This is a genomic window from Dyella sp. 05T440, from assembly GCF_056395965.1.
On the sequence record NZ_JBFTKN010000005.1, the window covers coordinates 280,615 to 299,659 of the forward strand.

A 19,045-nucleotide genomic window follows, 5' to 3' on the forward strand; every position below is an offset into this window, starting at 1 on the left:
GGGACGCGACGACGATGGAACAGATCGCCCTTCACTACCTATGGTGGATTCTTGCGCTGGTGCTGATCGCCATTGAAGTGATCCTGCCCGGCTATTTCATGTTGTGGATCGGCATTGCCGCCGGCATCACCGGCGTTGTGGTGCTGGTGGCGTCGGATTTGTCGATGCTGGGGCAGGCACTGGTATTCGCGGTGCTCGCTTTTCTGTCGTGCGCCGCCTACTGGTATGGCCTGCGCCCTCGCCTGATGCGCGACGAGCCGGGCGATGCGCTGCTCAATCGCCGCGGTGAACAGAAGATCGGCCAGCGCTACGTGCTGGTGGAACCGATTGTTCATGGGCGAGGCAAGGCGAAAGTGGGCGACGGCATGTGGCTGGTGAGTGGGCCGGATTTGCCGGCGGGGGCGATGGTGGAGGTGGTTGGGGTGGAGGGGACGACGTTGCTGGTGAAGGTGGCGGATTAGGTTGTCGTTGGATTGAGTCGATCCCATCTGCTCGTCATCTCGGAGTCGGCTGCCTCTTGCTCGTCGTCTCGGCGCGGGCCGGAGGCGCTTTTCAACAGCGAAGCTGGTCATCCAGGTGCGGTGCGTTGCGATTGTTGCGATACCGCCAGCGTGCCGCCTACGCGGCGGGCGTTTCGAACGGCTGCCGCCGCTCGAGTCACTTTTCTCTTGCTGGCCCAAGAGAAAAGTAACCCAAAGAGAATGGCCTGATAACGCCCGCAGCATTGTGTTGGGATGAGCCCGAACGCTCGAGGCGCGTCGTTGTGGGACAACCTCCGAGGGTACACAGGGGGTACTTCAAAGCGCTGCGCAACGCGCCCGAATCGCAGAGGACTTAAAGCGGGGCCTCGCTGCGCATCGGCTTTGGGCATCGCTCCATCTGCTGCCACGCCCGCTTGTCTGTGGGAGCGCACCCTGTGCGCGACAGCCACGCCGCGGTGTACCGCTCCGTAGGTTTGTCGCGCACAGGGCCCTTGTAGGAGCGCACTTGTGCGCGACCGCAGGACTGGGATGTACCGCTCCGTTGGCTGGTCGCGCACGAGTGCGCTCCTACAAAAAGCCATCCAAATCAGTTTTACTAGGGTCATGCCCATGACCCCACCTTCATCATCCGCGGCCAACGCCGCCCCCACGGTCACGCGATGAATCCTTCGACCGTCCTCACCCCGCTTGCCCTGGCGCCGCTCAATACGCGCATCGCGTTCCTGCTGGAGCTGGCGCGACGGCTGCATCAGTACGGCACGGCGGCGCCACGTCTGGAGGGGGCGATCTGGGGCGCGGCCCAGCGGTTGGGGCTGGTGGCGGACGTGTGGTCCAGTCCCACGGCCATCATCATTTCGTTCACCGACCTGTCCCAGGGTGAGGACGAAGTGGCGCAGGTGACGCAGGTGATGCGGCTGGCGCCCGGTGATGTGAACCTCGGACGCCTTAGCGACGCCGATGCCATCGCCGACAAGGTGATCGCTGGCGACATCGAATTGCGCGAGGGTTTTCGCCTGTTGCGCGAGCTGGGTCGACCCGATACGCGCCGCGCGCAAGCCGGTGTGATCGCCAGTTACGGCCTCGCCGCCGCCAGCGTGGTGGCGCTGCTGCTGCACAGTTCGTGGGCCGACCTGGTGACGGCCGCGCTGATCGGACTGATCATCGGCACCATCACGGTGCTGTCGGCCACGCGTCCGCGCCTGGCAGTGGCGAGTGAGGCGATCAGCGCCTTGGTCGCGACCACCATCGCCATCGTCGTCAGCCAGTTCGTGGTGCCGCTGGCGATCAAGTCGGTGATTCTGGCGGGACTGATCGTCCTCATGCCCGGCATGGCACTCACGACGGCAGTGCGCGAAATCTCCAGCCAGCATCTGGTGGCTGGCGTGGCACGCATGGGCGGCGCCATCGCCACGCTGATCAAACTCACCTTCGGTACCGTCGCCGCCACGCAGCTATGCAGCGCGTTCGGCATCGAAGGGCGTGATTACGCACTGCCGCCGTTGCCCGCATGGACGGACTATCCGGCACTGCTCGTCGGCGCTTTCGCCTTCGCCATTTCCTTCCGCGCGGCACGACGCGACTGGCTGGTGGTGATGGCGGCCGTGGTACTGGGCTATCTCTCCACACGCTGGGGCGGTGCGTTGGCCGGCAAATTGCCGGCGGCGCCGTTTGGTGTGTTTCTTGGCGGATTGATCCTCAGCAGCGTGGCCAATCTCTATGCGCGCTTCGTGCATCGGCCTGGCGCCTTGATTCGCGAACCGGGCATTATCCTGCTGGTGCCCGGTAGCGTAGGGTTTCGCAGCGTGTCGTATATGTTGGAACGCGATACGACCCTGGGCATGGACAGCACCATGCTGCTCATCACGCTGCTCATTGCCCTGGTGGCAGGGTTGCTGTTTGGCGACCTGTTGATCGCGCCACGCCGCTCGCTTTGAAACATGCCCGCCGCGCCGGTATTCGCTGACAGGACAGCACGCCAATAGCCTGTACGTCGCATCGTAGTATCTCCGGCAGGATGCACCTTACGATTCTTACTTGGGCTGCAACGGCCATCTGTCGAATGGAGAAGAACCTTGCAGCCGGATGCGATGGCGGAGGGGCAGCTGCGCAGCGTTCTGATCGTCGATGACCATCCGATGTTCCGGCTGGCCTTGCGTTATGCGCTGACTACGCGCCATGCGCATGTGAACATTGTCGAGGCGGCGAGCCACGCAGCACTGGAGGCTGCCATCACGGCGGACGCGTTCGATCTCGCCCTGCTCGATCTGGCCATGCCCGGCGCCAACGGTTTCTCCTCGTTGGTGCATTTGCGCTGCGAGCGCCCGGATATGCCGGTGATCGTGATTTCCTCCTACGAGGACCCCTACACCGTGGGCCGGGCAAGGCAGTTCGGTGCTGCCGCTTTCGTGCCGAAATCCGCCACGGCGAGGGACATCTGGCATGCGATCGAGATCGTGCTCGCCGGCGGCACTTGGTTCCCGGCCGATAAGATCGATGATGGCAGCGCCAATGCCCGGACCCGGCGACGCCTCACCTCCCTGACAACACAACAGCTTCGAGTGTTGCTGTGCGTTGGCGAGTGTCTGCTCAACAAGCAGATCGCCGACGAACTGCATCTGTCGGAAAACACCGTCAAAGTCCATGTCAACGCGATTCTTAAGAAACTCCAATGCACTACGCGCACACAGGCGGCGGTGCTGATACGCAGCCTTATGCTGGACTCACCGGTCGCGTCTTTGCAGATTCGCGGTGAAGGCGTCAGCTGACAACGCATCGCTATGGCGCGGCCTTGATCGGGCAGATGGATCATGGGCGGGATGGGCCTCGATGCACGCCCATAGTCACGAAAAAAATCGGTAAAGGCGCCCCGGATATGCTTCAAATAGGGCAAATCGTCTTGCTTGAAATGATTGGCTTCGATCGTTCTTTGGACGTCCAAATCGAATGCGCGTACGTGCGTGAGATCGCGCGAGCTTGATTGATGTTGCAGTGCGTTAGTACCAATTAGCTATAGGTCGCTGCAGCGTCGCTTCCCTAGGATGAATGAACACCACGCGGTTGCCACGAGCAAGTCGCGTCGCGCGCCATGCGTGATCAAACACGGGGGAGACGATGAGAGCAAAGGTTGAGGAATTCCAAGGCGTCGACGCGGCGCCGTCGCTGTCGTCCCTGCAACGACTGAAGTCGATCGTGGGCGGCTCGATCGGCAACTTGGTCGAATACTACGACTGGTACGTCTACACGTCGTTCTCGCTGTACTTCGCCAAGGCGTTCTTTCCACAGGGTGATGCCGTATCGCAGGCGCTCAACGCCGCGGCCATCTTCGCGGTCGGCTTTCTCATGCGGCCCATCGGCGGCTGGTACTTCGGCCGTTACGCGGACCGCCATGGGCGGCGCGCGTCGCTCATGCGCTCGATCGTACTGATGTGCGCGGGTTCGCTGCTGATCGCGCTGTGCCCGACCTACGACACGATTGGTGTCGCCGCGCCTGTATTGCTGGTCTTTGCACGCTTGATGCAAGGCTTGAGCCTGGGCGGCGAGTACGGCAGTTCGGCGACGTATCTGTCCGAAATGGCTACCGGCAAGCGGCGGGGCTTCTGGTCGAGCTTTCTCTACGTCACCCTGATCGCGGGCCAATTGCTGGCGCTGGCCGTGCTGATCGTCATGCAGCAGTGGTTTTTCAGCGAGGGACAGCTCAAGGCCTGGGGCTGGCGTATTCCCTTCGCGATTGGTGCCGTCGTGGCCCTCGTCGCACTGTTCCTGCGTCGGAACATGGCCGAAACCGCTGCGTTCGTGAGCAGTCAGGCCAAGGCGGCGACTGTCCAGCGGGCGAGTTCGCTGGGCTTGTTGATCAAGCACTGGCGTCCGGCGCTGATCGTGGTCGGTTTGACCATGGGCGGCACGCTGGCCTTCTATACCTATACGACCTACATGTCGAAGTTCCTGGTGCTCAGCGTCGGCCTGAGCAAGGAGACGGCGACCCTGATAAACGCCGCCACCTTGTTGGTCTATATGTTGCTGCACCCGCTGGTGGGCGGTCTCTCCGACCATATCGGCAGGCGTCCGATCCTCATTGCATTCGGCGTACTCGGCGTGCTGTTGACGGTGCCGGTGCTCAGCACGCTGCGTGGCGTCACGAGTCCTTACGAGGCCTTTGCACTGATCATGCTGATGCTGGTGGTCGTGTCGGGTTACACGTCGATCAACGCGGTCGTGAAGGCAGAGCTGTTTCCTGTCGAGATACGCGCCCTCGGCGTGGGTCTTCCGTATGCCCTGGCGGTCGCGATCTTCGGCGGCAGCGCAGAGACGGTCGCGCTTTGGTTCAAGCAGAGCGGCCATGAGAGCGGGTTCTATTGGTACGTCACGGCGTGCATCGGCTGCTCGTTGCTGGTTTACCTCTTCCTCCCCGATACCAAAAAGACCTCGTTGATCGAGGACTAAGCAGCAGCTTTTCCCTCCGCATCTCCCGGTCCGCGCAAGCGGGCCGTAGGGAAGTGCGGCCTTTTTTCCCGCGAAAAGTCGAGGAGCCGGTTGATGAAGAACAGAATGCGCAATGCCTTATCGTTGGCCGCGTTGCTCAGCGCGGCCGGTTTTACGACCACGGCGCAGGCCGCCGATGAACTGACCTGGCATGGCCTCACGCTGTATGGCACGTACGACATCGGCCTTGTGCACCAGACCCATGGTGCGCCAGTGAGCAAGGACTGGGGCGTTGGCACGGCGTATCTGATTGCAAAGAACAGCGACAAGCCGCAGACGACGATCGCGCCGAATGGGCTTTCGCAATCGCGCATCGGCCTGAAGGGCAAGCAGGATCTGGGCGGCGGCGTCGCCTTCGTCTTCAATCTCGAAGTCGGCTTCAATCCGCAGTCGGCTCGACTTTCCGATGGTCTGGCTTCGCTTGCCTACAACAACGGTCGCGCGCTGGACCAGCAGAGGTCGGCAGGCGATGCGTCGCGAGCAGGCCAGCTGTTCAACGGCCCGGCATTCGTTGGTTTGAGTTCGAAGGAGCTGGGAACGCTGACGGCCGGACGCAACAATACGGTGTTGCTCGACAATATCGGTCGCTACGATCCGATGAACAGTTCATATGCGTTCTCGGTGATCGGCCTGCAGGGCGCCACCTCAGGTGGTGGTTATACGCAGGATGCGCGGGCCGACAATTCGCTCAAGTACAACGGGAAGTGGGGCGGCGTGCGCCTGGCCGCGTTGTACCAGGTCGACAGTGGACATGGCGGCCAGGGCACGGGCTGGCAACTCAATGCCGGCTTCGATGGGCAGAATTTCTCGGTGGATGCGGTCTACGCGAGCAAAAAGGATGGCGTGTCCGCCGCCTCGCTCAATGCCGCGCAAGCCAGGATCATGCCGCGCGGTTCGCTCGCCGCCGTTGTTTCGGACAACAGCGCGTGGACGATCGACGGAAGCTACACACTCGGCGCTTTCAAGCTATATGGTGGCTTCGAGCGCATCGAATTCGAGAATCCTTCGCGCCCGCTCCGGCCGGGCTTCACCGGCCTCGGGGGATATACCTTCAGCGTGGTCAACAACGAGGCATTTCCACATGCCAAGCACCTCGACGTATCGTGGCTTGGCGTGAAATACGCCATCAACAAGGATTTCGACCTTACCGGCGCCTACTATCACTACAACCAGAACGCCTACGGCAAAACGATTTGTCATGAACGCAGCGCGGCCAATTGCAGCGGCCAGCTCGATGCCTATTCGGTGCGTCTGGTCTGGCACAACTTCGCCAAGCGTTTCGACGCTTATACGGGTGCGATGTTCTCAAGTGTTTCGGACGGACTCGCCGCAGGTTACCTGCACAGGTCGACGATTGATCCGATGGTGGGTGTGCGCTTTCAGTTCTAGGCGCTCTGAAAATCAACGTGCACGGATAAAAAAAAGCCGGCCAATGGCCGGCTCTTTCTATGGCGCTGATTAGCGATCAGATCGCCAGATCCTTTTCTTTTTTACCGGCCTTCAGCGCATCGTTGAACCAGCGCGGACGCTTGCCGCGGCCGGACCATACCTGTTCGGGGTCGGCGGGATTGCGATACTTCGGTGCCACCGTGCCGCCGCTGCGGCGCGTCTTTCCGCCACGTGCATTGCCGAAGATGTCTTCGARGGAATAACCCTCGGCCTTGATCAGTGCGTGGATTTTCTCGCGCAGCTTGCCGACTTTTTCCTTGCGCAACTCCTGCTGGCGAACCTGCGCTTTATTGATCAGGTCATTGAGCTGGTTATGGTTGAGACTCTTGAGATCAACTGCCATGCGTAACTCCCGGGGTGAGTGTGACTGCCTGACTTGGGTACTGCGACTTAAGCAGTACCTCTTTTGGATTATTGATTTTTACCGATTAACTGAACTGTTGCAAAGCAAATAGTACTGATTGGGAAAAATTCTTAGCGATCTGCCAGGACATTAATGCCAATAGGGACCAAAGCCCGTATCGAGCCAGAGGGGGGGCAGAGCGACATCGGAGGGTGGCCTCCCGCGCTCCGGCAGCGCCCGCGTCGCCCACCAGCGACCCGGGTTATTGCGCGGATTCACATAAAAAAAGCGGCCGCTAGGCGGCCGCTTTCTGGGGCTTTCAGTGGCGATCAGCCCAGGAGTGCAAACAGCTCGTCCTGGCTGATGGCGCGGGCCTCGGCTTCGTGGCGCGCCCGGTACTCCAGCGTGCCGGCGGCCAGGCCGCGTTCGCTGACCACCACGCGATGCGGGATGCCGATGAGTTCCATATCCGCAAACATGGCGCCCGGACGCAGGCCGCGATCGTCCAGCACCACGTCGATGCCACGTCCCTGCAGGGCCTGGTAGAGCGCGTCGGCCGCCTGTGCGATCTCCGGAGCGTTCTTGGGATTGATCACGCACACGGCCACGCGCCAGGGCGCCATGGGCTCGGGCCAGATGGCGCCGGCGTCGTCGTGGCGCTGCTCGATGGCGGCCGCCACAATGCGGCTGACGCCGATGCCGTAGCAGCCCATCATCATCACCTGGGCCTTGCCGTTCTCGTCCAGCACCGTGGCCTTGAGCGCCTCGGCGTACTTGGTGCCGAGCTGGAACACATGGCCCACTTCGATGCCGCGGGCCATGTGCAGGGTGCCCTTGCCATCGGGCGAGGCGTCGCCCGCGACGACCTTGCGGATGTCCTCCACCCGGGTCACGCGCGCGTCGCGATCCCAGTTGGCGCCGGTGTAGTGGGTGCCGTCCTGGTTGCCGCCACAGACGAAATCAGCGAGCACGGCGGCGTCGCGGTCGACGATGACCGGGATTTCCGCGGGCAGCTTCACCGGGCCGATAAAGCCCGGGCGGGTGCCGGTGAGCGCGAGGATTTCCTCTTCCGTGGCCAGCACGGATTCGCCCGGCATCTCGGCCAGCTTGCCGGCCTTCACTTCATTGACTTCGTGATCGCCGCGCACGCACAGCGCGACCAGACCATCGGTGCCGCGCACCAGGATGGTCTTCACGCATTGCTGCGGCGAGACCTTGAGGAAGCTGGCGACGTCCTCGATGGTCTTCTGCGTGGGCGTATCCACCCGCGTGAGCTCGGCGGCCGGGGCAGGGCGCGCCGTGGTGGGTGCGAGTGCCTCGGCCTTCTCGATGTTGGCTGCGTAATCGGAGGCATCGGAGAACGCGATGGCGTCTTCGCCCGAATCGGCCAGCACCTGGAACTCGTGGCTGGCGTTGCCGCCGATGGCGCCGGTGTCGGCCTGCACGGCGCGGAATTTCAGGCCCAGGCGCGTGAAGATGCGCGCGTACGCCTGGTACATCGCGTCATAGGTCTGCTGCAGCGATTCCTGCGTGAGATGGAAGGAATAGGAATCCTTCATCAGGAACTCGCGCGCGCGCATCACGCCGAAGCGAGGGCGGATCTCGTCGCGGAATTTGGTCTGGATCTGATAGAAGTTGACCGGCAGCTGCTTGTAGCTCTTGAGCTCGTTGCGCGCGTAATCGGTGATCACTTCCTCGGCGGTCGGCGCATAGCAGAACTCCTGCTCTTTGCGATCCTTGACCTTCAGCAGCTGCGGACCGAACTTGGACCAGCGGCCGCTTTCCTCCCACAGCTCCTTGGGCTGGATGGTCGGCATCAGCAGCTCGACGGCGCCGGCGCGATCCATTTCCTCGCGCACCACGGCCTCCACCTTGCGCAGCACGCGCAGGCCCAGCGGCGACCAGGTGTACAGGCCGGCAGCCAGCTTGCGGATCATGCCGGCGCGCAGCATCAGGCGATGGCTGGCGATTTCGGCGTCGGCAGGGACTTCCTTGACGGTGGCCAGGTGGAATTGGCTGAGGCGCATGCGAGCGGATCCGGCGGAGAAAGAGGCCGATTATAGCGGCCCGCGATGCTCAAACTCGCGGGTCGCGGCAGCTTCTTCGCGCTGAAGCAGGCTCAGTTGCCCGAGCAATACTGCTGGTATTGCGCTTCGGCGGCGGCCTGTTGCTGCTTGCGCTGGTCGGTGTTCATGACCTTCTGCTGATCGCCGTCCTGCATCACCACCGGCCCGCTGCTCTTGAGCGTCTCCATATTGTTCTTGAGATTGGCGCAGAGCTTGGTGCGGTTTTCGGGCGTATCGGCCATCGGCTGTGGCTTGGCCTGCGGCTGGCTGTCGCTCTTGGGCTCGCTATTGTTGCTATTGGAAGGTTCGGGGGCGGTCAGAGGCTCGACCGAGCCCGAGGTGGTGACCTTGTTGTACTTGGTGCCCTGCGGCGGCGGCGCGTCGGAGTAGTGCACGGTGCCGCCGGCATCGGTCCACTTGTAGGCCTGGGCGGCGGCCAGGGGCGCGACGAGCAGCAGCGCGGTGGCGATCAACAGTCGACGCATGGTGGGCTCCGGGACGTTGGGCGGTGTGCGGGTTTGTTAAGGAAAGGGTCGTCGTTCCGGGCGGACTTGCCGGGCTTGACCCGGTGCGCCGGCGAGGCCGGCCGCGTCCCCCTGCGACGCCGTAGCATCCTTGCACCCCGTCCAGCCGGACTCAAGCGGGGGATGGTTTACACTGCGCGCATTCCGTCACGGATTGATTCATGAGCGACAGTGCGCCCGTCCGCCCCCCGCGCCACCGGGGCATTTATCTGCTGCCGAACCTGTTTACCACCGGCGCGATGTTTGCGGGCTTCTACGCGATCGTGACGAGCATCGCCGGCGATTTCAGTTCGGCCGCCATTGCCGTGTTCGTGGCGGCACTGCTGGACGGCATGGATGGTCGGGTGGCACGTCTTACCAACACCCAGACCGAGTTCGGCGTGCAGTACGACTCGCTGTCGGACCTGGTCAGCTTCGGCCTGGCGCCGGCGCTGGTGATGTACACCTGGTCGCTATCGAGCTTGAAGGACTATGGCCCGACCTGGGGCAAGATCGGCTGGGCCGGCGCCTTCATCTATGCCGCCTGTGCGGCGCTGCGCCTGGCGCGCTTCAATACCCAGGTGGGCGTGGTCGACAAGCGCTATTTCCAGGGTTTGGCCAGTCCGGCGGCGGCAGCGGTATGCATGTCGTTCGTCTGGACCATGGACAAGTTCGGCATCCTCGGTGCCGAAGTTCCTTTCCTCACGCTGGTGATGGCGGTGCTGGTGGGTTTGCTGATGGTGAGCAATTTTCGCTACTACAGCTTCAAATCGCTGCCGATGGGCGACCGCGTGCCGTTCCTGTGGGTATTGATCGGCGTGCTCGTGCTGGTGCCGTTTTTCATCGATCCGCCGCGTGTGCTGTTCGTGGTGTTCACCCTTTACTTGCTTTCCGGTCCGGTGATGACCCTGTGGGGACGCGCCACGCGTCGCCGTCGTCGGGGAGTGGCCTGATGGCCGGGCTCGCGCACGCCGTGTCGCATCGTGAGCGCGTGCTCCGCGCGCTGGGTGTCATGCCATGGGTGCGGCGCACTGCGGTGGCTGAGCCTGTCGCGAACGAATTGCCGGTGGTCGATGCCATGGCCGAGGTCGTGTCTGGCGACTGCATCGTTGTGCTGCCCGCGGGCTGCTCGCCGCGTGAGCTCGACCTGGTGGGCCGCGCCCTGATGGCCTGCGGTGCCGCCATCGCGCGCGCGCCGCGTATTGAAGTGAGCGATGGCCGATTGCCTGCCGCGCCGGAAGCCCGCGCCTATCTGGTCTTCGGCGAGGCGCAAGCGCATGCGCTGGGGCGCGAACTGCCGGCGGCGGCGCTGAGTCGCGCCCATATCGTGCTGGCCGACGAACCGGCGAGCGTGCTCGCCTCGGGTGCAGGCAAGCGTCGCCTGTGGAATGCGCTGCGCAGTTTGCGCCGCGCGCTGGTCGCTGCTGCGGAGTAGTCCCTGCATGGTCGCCGTGGCCCGCCCTCACGCCGAAATCCGCGCCATGCGCCGCGACGACGTGCCCATGGTGGCTGCGCTGGAAGCCGCGTCTTACGACTTCCCCTGGACCGCGGGCATCTTCAGCGACTGCCTCAAGGCGGGGCATCCCTGCTGGGTGATGTGGGTGGACGGGGTGATCGCTGGCTACGGCGTGTTGTCGGTGGCCGCGGGCGAGGCGCATGTGCTCAATGTGTGTGTTGGGCCGGATCACCGTGGGCTGGGCCTGGGGCGCTTCCTGTTTCGGCGTCTGCTCGATATTGCGCGGTGGAATGGGGCGGGGCGGGTGTTTCTTGAGGTGCGGCCGTCCAATCCTTCCGCGCAGAATCTTTATCGGTCGCTGGGATTTGAGGAGATTGGGCGGCGGCCGAAGTATTACCCGGCCAAGGATGGGCGGGAGGATGCGATTGTGATGGCGTTGGATTTGGTGGCGGGGTAGGGGTTGCTGGTCGCGGATTGACCGCTCCGCATGTGCCGCATTCCAACTCGTCATCCCGGCTCAGGTCGGAAGCGCTTTTCAACAGTCGAAGGCTGGTCATTCAAAGCCTCGGTGCTTAGTTGTCGCGATACGGCGACCTGGCTCGCCTGCCGCGGGCTTCCGACCTCCTGCCGGCGACGCAAAGCTAGTCCCCTTTTTGGGAAGGCCGGGTCACTTTCTCTTGCTTGCCCAAGAGAAAGTAACCAACGGAGAAGGGCCCCCCGCCCGCCGCGTCATACGGGGACCCCGGGGGAGAGCCACATCAAGAGCCGATAAGTGCTCTGCGTTGCCGAGCCGGCAGCTTTTTGTAGGAGCGCACTTGTGCGCGACCAGCCGACGGAGCCGTACGCCCACGCGCTGCGGTCGCGCACAAGTGCGCTCCTACAAGGGAGACGCAGGTCTGTAGCGGGCCAAATGGCCGGTCGGCTTTTTGTGGGAGCGCACCCTGTGCGCGACAAACCTGCGAAGCGGAACACCCAGGCGTGGCTGTCGCGCACAGGGTGCGCTCCCACAGACAAGCGGGCAGGCCAATGGTTGAAGGGCTCATGCAGATGCGGAGCGAGACTCCGCTTTAGGTCCCCCCGCTACGGCGCGTTGCGGCGTAGCGGGGAGAGGAGGCGCTTGAATCGCCTCAGCCCAGCTTCTGTGCCTGTTCGCGCAGCGCTGTCAGCTGCACGCCCCAATCGGCGATGCGCTGGCGTTCCTGCGCCACCACTTCCGCAGGTGCATTGGCCACAAAATTCGCGTTGCCCAGCTTGCCTTCGCACTTCTTGATCTCGACTTCGATGCGCCCGATTTCCTTGGCGAGGCGAGTCTTCTCCGCGCCAAGATCGATCAGGCCCGCAAGCGGGATCAGCACGCGCATCGAACCCACCACGGCGGCTGCGGCGGCTGGTTCGTCGGCGCCCGATTCAATCCACTGCGGCGCGTCCACGCGAGCGAGGAAGCTGATCTGTGCGGCGAATTTGGCGGCACGTGCGCGATCGCTCGCGTCGCCATCGGCAAGCAAGAGCGGGATGGTCTTGCCGGGGGCGATGTTCATTTCCGCGCGGATGCGGCGGATTCCGCTCAGCACGTTCTTGAACCATTCGACTTCGGCCGTGGCCGCGTCGTCCGCCACGATCTCCTCGGCCTTCGGCCACGGGCGTTCCAGCAGGAACTTGGCATCGAGGCCGAGCTTGGGCGCCACCGAATGCCAGATCTCTTCGCTGATGAAGGGCACGATAGGATGCAGCGCGCGCAGGATGGTTTCCAACACCACCACCAGCGTGTGGCGCGTGGACGCTGCAGCGGCAGCATCGTCGCCATTCAATGCGGGCTTGGACAGTTCCAGGAACCAGTCGCAGAACTCGTTCCAGGTGAACTCGTACAACTCTTGCGCGAGCAGGTCGAAGCGATAGCTGGCGAAGTGTTGTTCGACGTCGGTCAGCGTCTGCTTGAGGCGCGTGAGGATCCAGCGCTCGGCTTCGGTAACCGGCGCGCCGCCCGGTGCGGGCAGCTGGCCTTCGGGCAGGTTCATCAGCACGAAGCGTGCGGCGTTCCACAGCTTGTTGCAGAACGCCTTGTAGCCTTCGGCGCGCTTGATGTCGAAGTTGATGGTGCGGCTATAGCTGGCGAGCGCGGCGAAAGTGAAGCGCAGTGCGTCGGTGCCGATGGCGGGGATGCCCGTCGGGTAATCCTTGCGGATGCGCTTTTCCACCTTGTCGCGCACCTGCGGGATCAGCAGCGACTTGGTGGACTTGGCCACCAGCGGCTCCAGCTCGATGCCGTCGATCAAGTCCAGCGGATCGAGCGTATTGCCCTTGGACTTGGACATCTTCTGGCCTTCCGCATCACGCACGATGGCGTTGATGTAGACATGGCGGAACGGCACGCGACCGGTGAAGTACTTGGTCGCCATCACCATGCGCGCGACCCAGAAGAAAATGATGTCGAAGCCGGTGACCAGCACGGCGCTCGGCAGGAACACGTTGTCGTTGGCCCAATCGGCCACGACATTGCCGTGCTCGTCCTTCACCGGGCCGTCCATCGGCCAGCCCAGGGTGGAGAACGGCCACAGCGCGGAGCTGAACCAGGTGTCGAGTACGTCGTCGTCCTGGCGCAGCGCGCCCACCGGCGTCGTGCTGGCGTGCGCACGCGCGTCGGCTTCGTCTTCGCCCACGAAGATATTGCCCGCTTCGTCGTACCACGCCGGGATGCGATGGCCCCACCATAGCTGGCGGCTGATGCACCAGTCCTGGATGTTCTCCAGCCACTGCGTGTAGGTGGTGCTCCAGTTTTCCGGCACGAACTTGATCTCGCCGCCGCGCACGGCTTCGAGCGCGGGCTCGGTGATTTCCTTGCGGCCTTTCTCGCTGGTGAGGTCGAGGAACCACTGGTCGGTGAGCATCGGCTCGATCACCGCATCCGAACGCTGGCTCACCGGCACCTGCAACTTGTGCGGCTTGGTCTCGACCAGCAGGCCTTCGGCTTCCAGATCCGCGAGCACGGCCTTGCGTGCTTCGTAGCGGTCCATGCCGCGGTATTTTTCCGGCGCGTTTTCGTTGACCTTCGCGTCCAGCGTGAAGATGTTGATCGGCGCCAGCTGATGACGCTGGCCGATGGCGTAGTCGTTGAAGTCGTGCGCGGGGGTGATCTTCACGCAGCCGGTGCCGAATTCGCGATCGACGTAGTCGTCGGCGATCACCGGAATCTCGCGGCCGCTCAGCGGCAGGCGCAGCGTCTTGCCGATCAGATGCGTATAGCGCTCGTCTTCCGGATTCACCGCCACGGCGACGTCGCCGAGCATGGTTTCCGGACGCGTGGTGGCGACCACGACGCTGTCCTTGCCGTCGGCCGTGTTGTAGCGGATCGACCACATGTGGCCGTCGCGCTCGACGTTGTTCACTTCCAGATCGGAGACGGCCGTGCCCAGCAGCGGATCCCAGTTCACCAGGCGATTGCCGCGATAAATCAGGCCGGCGCGGAACCACTCGACGAACACCTTGCGCACGGCGGCCGAGAGGCCTTCGTCCATGGTGAAGCGTTCGCGCGACCAGTCGGCGGCGGCGCCGATGCGGCGCATCTGGTTGGTGATGGTGGAGCCGGATTCTTCCTTCCACTTCCACACGCGTTCGACAAACGCTTCGCGGCCCAGGTCGTGGCGCGTCTGGTCGTTCACGGCGAGCTGGTTCTCGACGATCTTCTGCGTGGCAATGCCCGCGTGATCGGTACCCACCTGCCACAGCGTGTTCATGCCGCGCATGCGCTGGTAGCGGATCAGCATGTCCATCACGGTCTGCTGGAAGGCATGGCCCATGTGCAGCGTGCCGGTGACATTCGGCGGCGGCAGCAGGATGCAATAGGGCTCGCCCTGGCCGGACGGCTTGAAGTCGCCGCTGGCTTCCCAGGCGGCATACCACTTCGATTCGATCTGGCCGGGCTCGAAACTCTTGTCCATCAGGGGCTCGCGATTGCGCGCCGGGGCTGGCGCGTGGGGATTGGCGGTAAAGGGTCGATTGTACGGGCGGGGCGGCTGGGGTGCCAAAAGCCCGCTTCTAGCTCCTTCTCCCCGGCGGGGAGAAGGTTGGGATGAGGGGCGGGGCTTGCCCGAACGCTTGATTGGAATATGGGGGCTTTTCTTGGGGTAGGTAAGGCTTCCGCGAGCACCCGCCCCTCACCCCGGCCCTCTCCCCGCAGGGAGAGGGAGCAAGCGTCAGCTGCGCAGCTGCCTGCCGTATGCGTGCACCTCATCCACCAGCACTTTCACATGCTCCGGGTTCACTTCCGGCGTAATGCCATGCCCCAGGTTGAACACGTGACCCGGATGGTTGCCATAGCTGTCCATCACCCGGCGTACTTCGCGGCGGATCACCTCGGGACTGGCCTGCAGGATGGCCGGGTCCAGGTTGCCCTGCAGGGCAACGCGGCCATTCACGGCCTGGCGGGCGTCGGCCAGGTCGATGGTCCAGTCCACGCCCAGCGCGGTGCAGCCGGTATCGGCCATGGTGGCCAGGTGCTGGCCGGCGCCCTTGGAGAACAGGGTGACGGGCAGGTCGCGGCTGGCGGGGTGGGCCTTCAGCGCCTCGACCACCTGGGTCATATGGCGCAGCGAGAACTCGCGGAACGGCGCGGGGCCCAGCAGGCCACCCCAGGTGTCGAAGATCATCAGCGCCTGGGCGCCGGCGGCGGCCTGGGCGATCAGATAGGCCGCCACGGCCTGGGCCAGCGTGACGAGCAACTGGTGCGCGAGCGCAGGCTCGCTCCAGCACATGGCCTTGAGGCGGGCGAAATCGCGCGAGCCTTGGCCTTCCACCATGTAGCAGGCCAGCGTCCACGGGCTGCCGGAAAAACCGATCAGCGGCACGCGGCCGTCCAGTTCCTTGCGGATCACGCGCACCGCATCCATCACGTAGCGCAGCTCGGTTTCCATATCCGGCACGCCAAGCTTCTCGATGTCGGCGCGCGAGCGCACGGGATGCGCAAACTGCGGGCCCTCGCCTTGCGCAAAGCTCAGCCCCAGCCCCATCGCATCGGGAATGGTGAGGATGTCGGAGAACAGGATGGCCGCGTCCAGTTCGAAGCGCTCCAGCGGCTGCAGCGTTACTTCGCAGGCCAGCTCGGGGCTTTGCGCCAGGGCCATGAAGCTGCCGGCGCGTGCGCGGGTGGCGCGATATTCCGGCAGATAGCGGCCGGCCTGGCGCATGACCCATACGGGCGTGGTGTCGGTGGCCTCCCGGCGCAGGGCGCGCAGGAAGCGGTCGTTCTTCAATGCTGGGGTCATCTTAAGGTCCGTACGGGCCATCCAGGCCTTGGCTGAACATCACGCGGAAGCCGCGCTTGATCTGCGCGTCGCGTGCTTTTTCGAAGGCGGCGAGCGCGTCGTCCCGCTCGAGAAACTGCTCGCGCTTGAGGGTGGCCTTGCCGCCCTGCACACCCGATTCGCGATAAAGCGTCCAGCCGCCCAGCAAGTCCTGCTCCAGTGTGATCTGGGCATAGCGCGGCGCCTCGGCGGTGGCGGTCATGGCTTGCAGGTAAAGGCGCATGGAGTCCGGTTCGAAGATAAGGGCGGTCAACCGCAGACCCGCATTCTAGAAGGCTTCGCCCCTGAGGGGCGAGTGCGGCGGCGTGTCGCGCTAGGGCGAAAGCCGGGTGTTGTGAGTCTGTTGGCGTGCCGCGTCGCGCACAGGGTGCGCTCCCACATGAGTGGCTGACACCTGTGGGAGCGCACCCTGTGCGCGACTCCGACGAAGCCCGATCCATCAGGTTGCAGCGCGCTCCAGCACCGCCAAAACATCCTTCTCATTCACCCCACTGACAATTTCCGCACGCCCAACACCCCGCCACAGAATCAACCGCAACGTGCCCGCCAGATTCTTCTTGTCCAGCCGCATCAGCGCGAGCAGTTGCTCGGGATCCATGCCGGCGGGAATCGTGGTGGGCAGGCCCATCGCAGCCAGCAATCGATGCAATCGTGCGGTATCGGCCGCCTCGCTCATGCCCATGCGCTCGGACAACTGCGCCGCGAGCAGCATGCCCACGGCGACGCCTTCGCCATGCAGCAGCACCTGGTATTTGCCAGCGGTTTCCAGCGCATGGCCAAACGTGTGACCGAGGTTGAGCAGGGCGCGTTCGCCTTGTTCGGTTTCATCGCGCGCGACGACGCCGGCCTTGTATTGCACCTTGCGTGCGATCGCTTCGATCAGCGGTGCGCTGTCGCGTGCGTTCAATGCTGGGGCGTTGTTTTCCAGCCACGCAAAGAAGGCCGGGTCGCCGATGGCCGCGCCTTTTACCACTTCGGCGAGGCCGGCGCGGTATTCGCGTTCGGGCAATGAGGCGAGCGTGTCGGTATCGGCGATCACGGCGCGAGGCTGGTGGAAGGCGCCGACGAGGTTCTTGCCAGCGGGCAGATTTACGCCGGTCTTGCCACCCACCGACGAATCCACCATCGACAGCAGGGTGGTCGGCATCTGGATGAAGTCGATGCCGCGCATCCAGCAGGCCGCGCTGAAGCCAGCCAGATCACCCACCACGCCGCCGCCCAGGGCCACCACGCAGGCATCGCGGGTCGCTCCCAGTTGTGCCAGCGCCTCCAGTGCGCGACCGACGTTGGCGAAGGTCTTGTGCGCTTCGCCATCGTCGAGCAGGAAGCTCGACCAGTGCAGGCCATCCAGCCCCGCCGCCACGCGCTCCAGGTAGAGCGGCGCCACCGTGGTGTTGCTGATCACCAGCGCATGGCGGCCGCGTAGGGCGGTGCGCCAGCGGGCGCCGTCGGCGAGCAGGCCGGGGCCGATCCACACGGGATAGCTGCGATCGCCGAGGGCAACATCGATGGTGCGGGGCTGGGTGTGCGTCGTGGTGGTCATGCGGCTACCGTTGCCAATGCTGGTCGATCAGGAGAATGCTGCGCGCGCTGGCGGCCTGCACGGTTTCGTGGGCGCCGGGGATCGCCAGATCCGCCAGTTCCTCGTAGAGCGACGTGCGACTGTTTGCCATGGCGGTAAGACGCTCGGCGCGGTCCACGCCGGCGAGCAGCGGTCGCTGGCGATCCTGCGCCAGGCGCTCAAGCTGCTGCTCCAGGGTGGCCTGCAGCCACAGCACGTAGCCGCGTTCAGAGAGCAGGCGGCGGTTGGCCGGATCGAGCACGGCGCCGGCGCCGGTGGCCATCAGCACGCCGCTGCGCCGGCTGGTTTCCTCCAGTAGCGCGCTTTCGCGCTGGCGGAAGCCGGCCTCGCCTTCGATCTCGAACACGGTGCTGACCGGCACGCCGCAAATCCGTTCGATTTCCTGGTCGATATCGATGAAGCTCAGCCCATAATGGTCCGCCAGCCGACGCCCGATGGACGTCTTGCCGGCGCCGGTAGGGCCGACGATGAACAGGTTGCACGATGGATTCATGGGTAAATGCTAGCAGGCGCGAAAGCGCGCGGTGGCGGCCAGGGCAGGAGAGCATGCCATGAGCGCGCGCGTGCTGATTGCCGGTGCGGGCGATGTCGGGCTGCGGGTAGCGCGTCTTCTGCGGGCGCGCGGCGACGAGGTCTGGGCGCTGAGGCGTGGCGTTGCCAGCGATGAATACGGCATCCAGTGGATACATGGCGATCTGACAAAGCCTGAAACGCTGCGCGCGCTGCCTGACGGCATCACGCATATCGTCTACCTGCCGACGCCCGATGCACGCGACGAGGCGCTGTATCGCGCGGTATTCGTGGATGGCCTGCAACACCTGCTGGACGCCATCGACACGCAGGCACTGCAGCGCTTGCTGTTCGTGTCCTCCAGTGCGGTCTATGGCGAACATGGCGATGCATGGGTCGACGAGGAAACACCGCCGGCGCCGCCCGGCTTCAACGGACGCGTGCTGCTGGAAGCGGAGCGCTACGCGGCGGAACACGCGCCGGCCGTGGCATTGCGACTCGCAGGGCTTTATGGGCCCGGACGCATGCAGCTGATCGAACGCCTGCGCAATGGGGTGGTGCGCGTGCCGCGTGCGACACCGCACTGGGCCAATCGCATCCATGTCGATGACGCCGCCTCGGCCATCGTCCACTTGCTGTTTATGCGCGACCCATTGCCGCTCTATCTTGGCGTCGACAACACGCCGCTGCCTCTGGACGCGCTTTATGACGCGCTCGCGCGGCGCGTGCAGGCGCCGCTACCCGCCGAAGGCGAGGCGCCCGCGGGTGTCGGCAGCAAACGCCTGAGCAATGCGCGCTTGCGCGCCAGCGGCTTCGTACCGCAATGGCCCGATGCGCGCGAGGGCTACGCTGCGTTGCTGGACGGCGACGCTTGAGTC

At 64.3% G+C, this 19,045-nt stretch carries 17 protein-coding genes; 9 read left to right on the forward strand and 8 right to left on the reverse strand.

From position 1 onward, the window contains the following. Positions 1-14 precede the first annotated feature (14 nt). The 5 genes from AC1DE1_RS08140 to AC1DE1_RS08160 all read left to right on the forward strand — a co-directional run bounded on the left by AC1DE1_RS08140 (position 15) and on the right by AC1DE1_RS08160 (position 6,350). Positions 15-461 (forward strand): NfeD family protein, encoded by a 447-nt coding sequence (locus AC1DE1_RS08140; RefSeq protein WP_477179052.1) that lies wholly within the window; start codon positions 15-17, stop codon positions 459-461. A gap of 680 nt (positions 462-1,141) precedes the next feature. Next, positions 1,142-2,416: a threonine/serine exporter family protein gene (locus AC1DE1_RS08145; RefSeq protein ID WP_477175328.1), complete on the forward strand. Its 1,275-nt coding sequence runs from the start codon at positions 1,142-1,144 to the stop codon at positions 2,414-2,416. Between the two features lie 153 nt (positions 2,417-2,569). Next, on the forward strand, positions 2,570-3,247 hold the full coding sequence (locus AC1DE1_RS08150) for a response regulator transcription factor (RefSeq protein WP_477175479.1): 678 nt from the start codon (positions 2,570-2,572) through the stop codon (positions 3,245-3,247). Positions 3,248-3,593: 346 nt separating this feature from the next. Further along, positions 3,594-4,922 (forward strand): MFS transporter, encoded by a 1,329-nt coding sequence (locus AC1DE1_RS08155; protein ID WP_477179053.1) that lies wholly within the window; start codon positions 3,594-3,596, stop codon positions 4,920-4,922. Between the two features lie 93 nt (positions 4,923-5,015). After that, positions 5,016-6,350, forward strand: coding sequence for a porin (locus AC1DE1_RS08160; RefSeq protein ID WP_477175330.1), 1,335 nt, complete (start codon positions 5,016-5,018; stop codon positions 6,348-6,350). Positions 6,351-6,426: 76 nt separating this feature from the next. Here AC1DE1_RS08160 and AC1DE1_RS08165 read toward each other — a convergent pair whose 3' ends face one another. From AC1DE1_RS08165 to AC1DE1_RS08175, 3 genes are all read right to left on the reverse strand, one after another. Beyond that, positions 6,427-6,753: an H-NS histone family protein gene (locus tag AC1DE1_RS08165; RefSeq protein WP_477179054.1), complete on the reverse strand. Its 327-nt coding sequence runs from the start codon at positions 6,751-6,753 to the stop codon at positions 6,427-6,429. Positions 6,754-7,082: 329 nt separating this feature from the next. Then, entirely contained in the window at positions 7,083-8,780 is a 1,698-nt protein-coding gene (locus AC1DE1_RS08170) for a proline--tRNA ligase (protein ID WP_441602487.1), read from the reverse strand. 92 nt (positions 8,781-8,872) lie between these two features. Further along, positions 8,873-9,304 (reverse strand): DUF4124 domain-containing protein, encoded by a 432-nt coding sequence (locus AC1DE1_RS08175; protein WP_477175331.1) that lies wholly within the window; start codon positions 9,302-9,304, stop codon positions 8,873-8,875. Positions 9,305-9,504: 200 nt separating this feature from the next. Between AC1DE1_RS08175 and pssA the strand changes: the two genes are divergently transcribed. From pssA to rimI, 3 genes are read left to right on the forward strand one after another with little or no spacing between them, the layout of a single operon-like run. Continuing rightward, positions 9,505-10,275, forward strand: coding sequence for a CDP-diacylglycerol--serine O-phosphatidyltransferase (gene pssA, locus AC1DE1_RS08180; protein ID WP_477175332.1), 771 nt, complete (start codon positions 9,505-9,507; stop codon positions 10,273-10,275). Continuing rightward, positions 10,275-10,757: a hypothetical protein gene (locus tag AC1DE1_RS08185; RefSeq protein WP_477175333.1), complete on the forward strand. Its 483-nt coding sequence runs from the start codon at positions 10,275-10,277 to the stop codon at positions 10,755-10,757. Before pssA ends, AC1DE1_RS08185 begins: the two co-directional genes overlap by 1 nt. A 7-nt stretch (positions 10,758-10,764) precedes the next feature. Then, entirely contained in the window at positions 10,765-11,235 is a 471-nt protein-coding gene (gene rimI, locus AC1DE1_RS08190) for a ribosomal protein S18-alanine N-acetyltransferase (protein ID WP_441602491.1), read from the forward strand. Positions 11,236-11,905: 670 nt separating this feature from the next. Here rimI and AC1DE1_RS08195 read toward each other — a convergent pair. The 5 genes from AC1DE1_RS08195 to AC1DE1_RS08215 form a co-directional block, all read right to left on the reverse strand. Continuing rightward, positions 11,906-14,713 carry a valine--tRNA ligase gene (locus tag AC1DE1_RS08195; RefSeq protein WP_477175334.1) on the reverse strand — a complete coding sequence of 936 codons (2,808 nt, stop codon included), beginning with the start codon at positions 14,711-14,713 and terminating at the stop codon, positions 11,906-11,908. Between the two features lie 255 nt (positions 14,714-14,968). Then, positions 14,969-16,036: a uroporphyrinogen decarboxylase gene (hemE, locus tag AC1DE1_RS08200; protein ID WP_477175335.1), complete on the reverse strand. Its 1,068-nt coding sequence runs from the start codon at positions 16,034-16,036 to the stop codon at positions 14,969-14,971. A 1-nt stretch (position 16,037) separates the two neighbouring features. Beyond that, a complete protein-coding gene (locus tag AC1DE1_RS08205; protein WP_046970406.1) occupies positions 16,038-16,298 on the reverse strand; it encodes a WGR domain-containing protein in 261 nt (86 codons plus the stop codon). A 216-nt stretch (positions 16,299-16,514) separates the two neighbouring features. After that, complete coding sequence (aroB, locus tag AC1DE1_RS08210) at positions 16,515-17,618, reverse strand: 3-dehydroquinate synthase (RefSeq protein WP_477175336.1); 1,104 nt, start codon at positions 17,616-17,618, stop codon at positions 16,515-16,517. A 4-nt stretch (positions 17,619-17,622) separates the two neighbouring features. Then, on the reverse strand, positions 17,623-18,150 hold the full coding sequence (locus AC1DE1_RS08215; protein ID WP_477175337.1) for a shikimate kinase: 528 nt from the start codon (positions 18,148-18,150) through the stop codon (positions 17,623-17,625). 58 nt (positions 18,151-18,208) lie between these two features. Between AC1DE1_RS08215 and AC1DE1_RS08220 the strand changes: the two genes are divergently transcribed. Further along, positions 18,209-19,042 carry an NAD-dependent epimerase/dehydratase family protein gene (locus tag AC1DE1_RS08220; protein WP_477179055.1) on the forward strand — a complete coding sequence of 278 codons (834 nt, stop codon included), beginning with the start codon at positions 18,209-18,211 and terminating at the stop codon, positions 19,040-19,042. Positions 19,043-19,045: the final 3 nt, after the last annotated feature.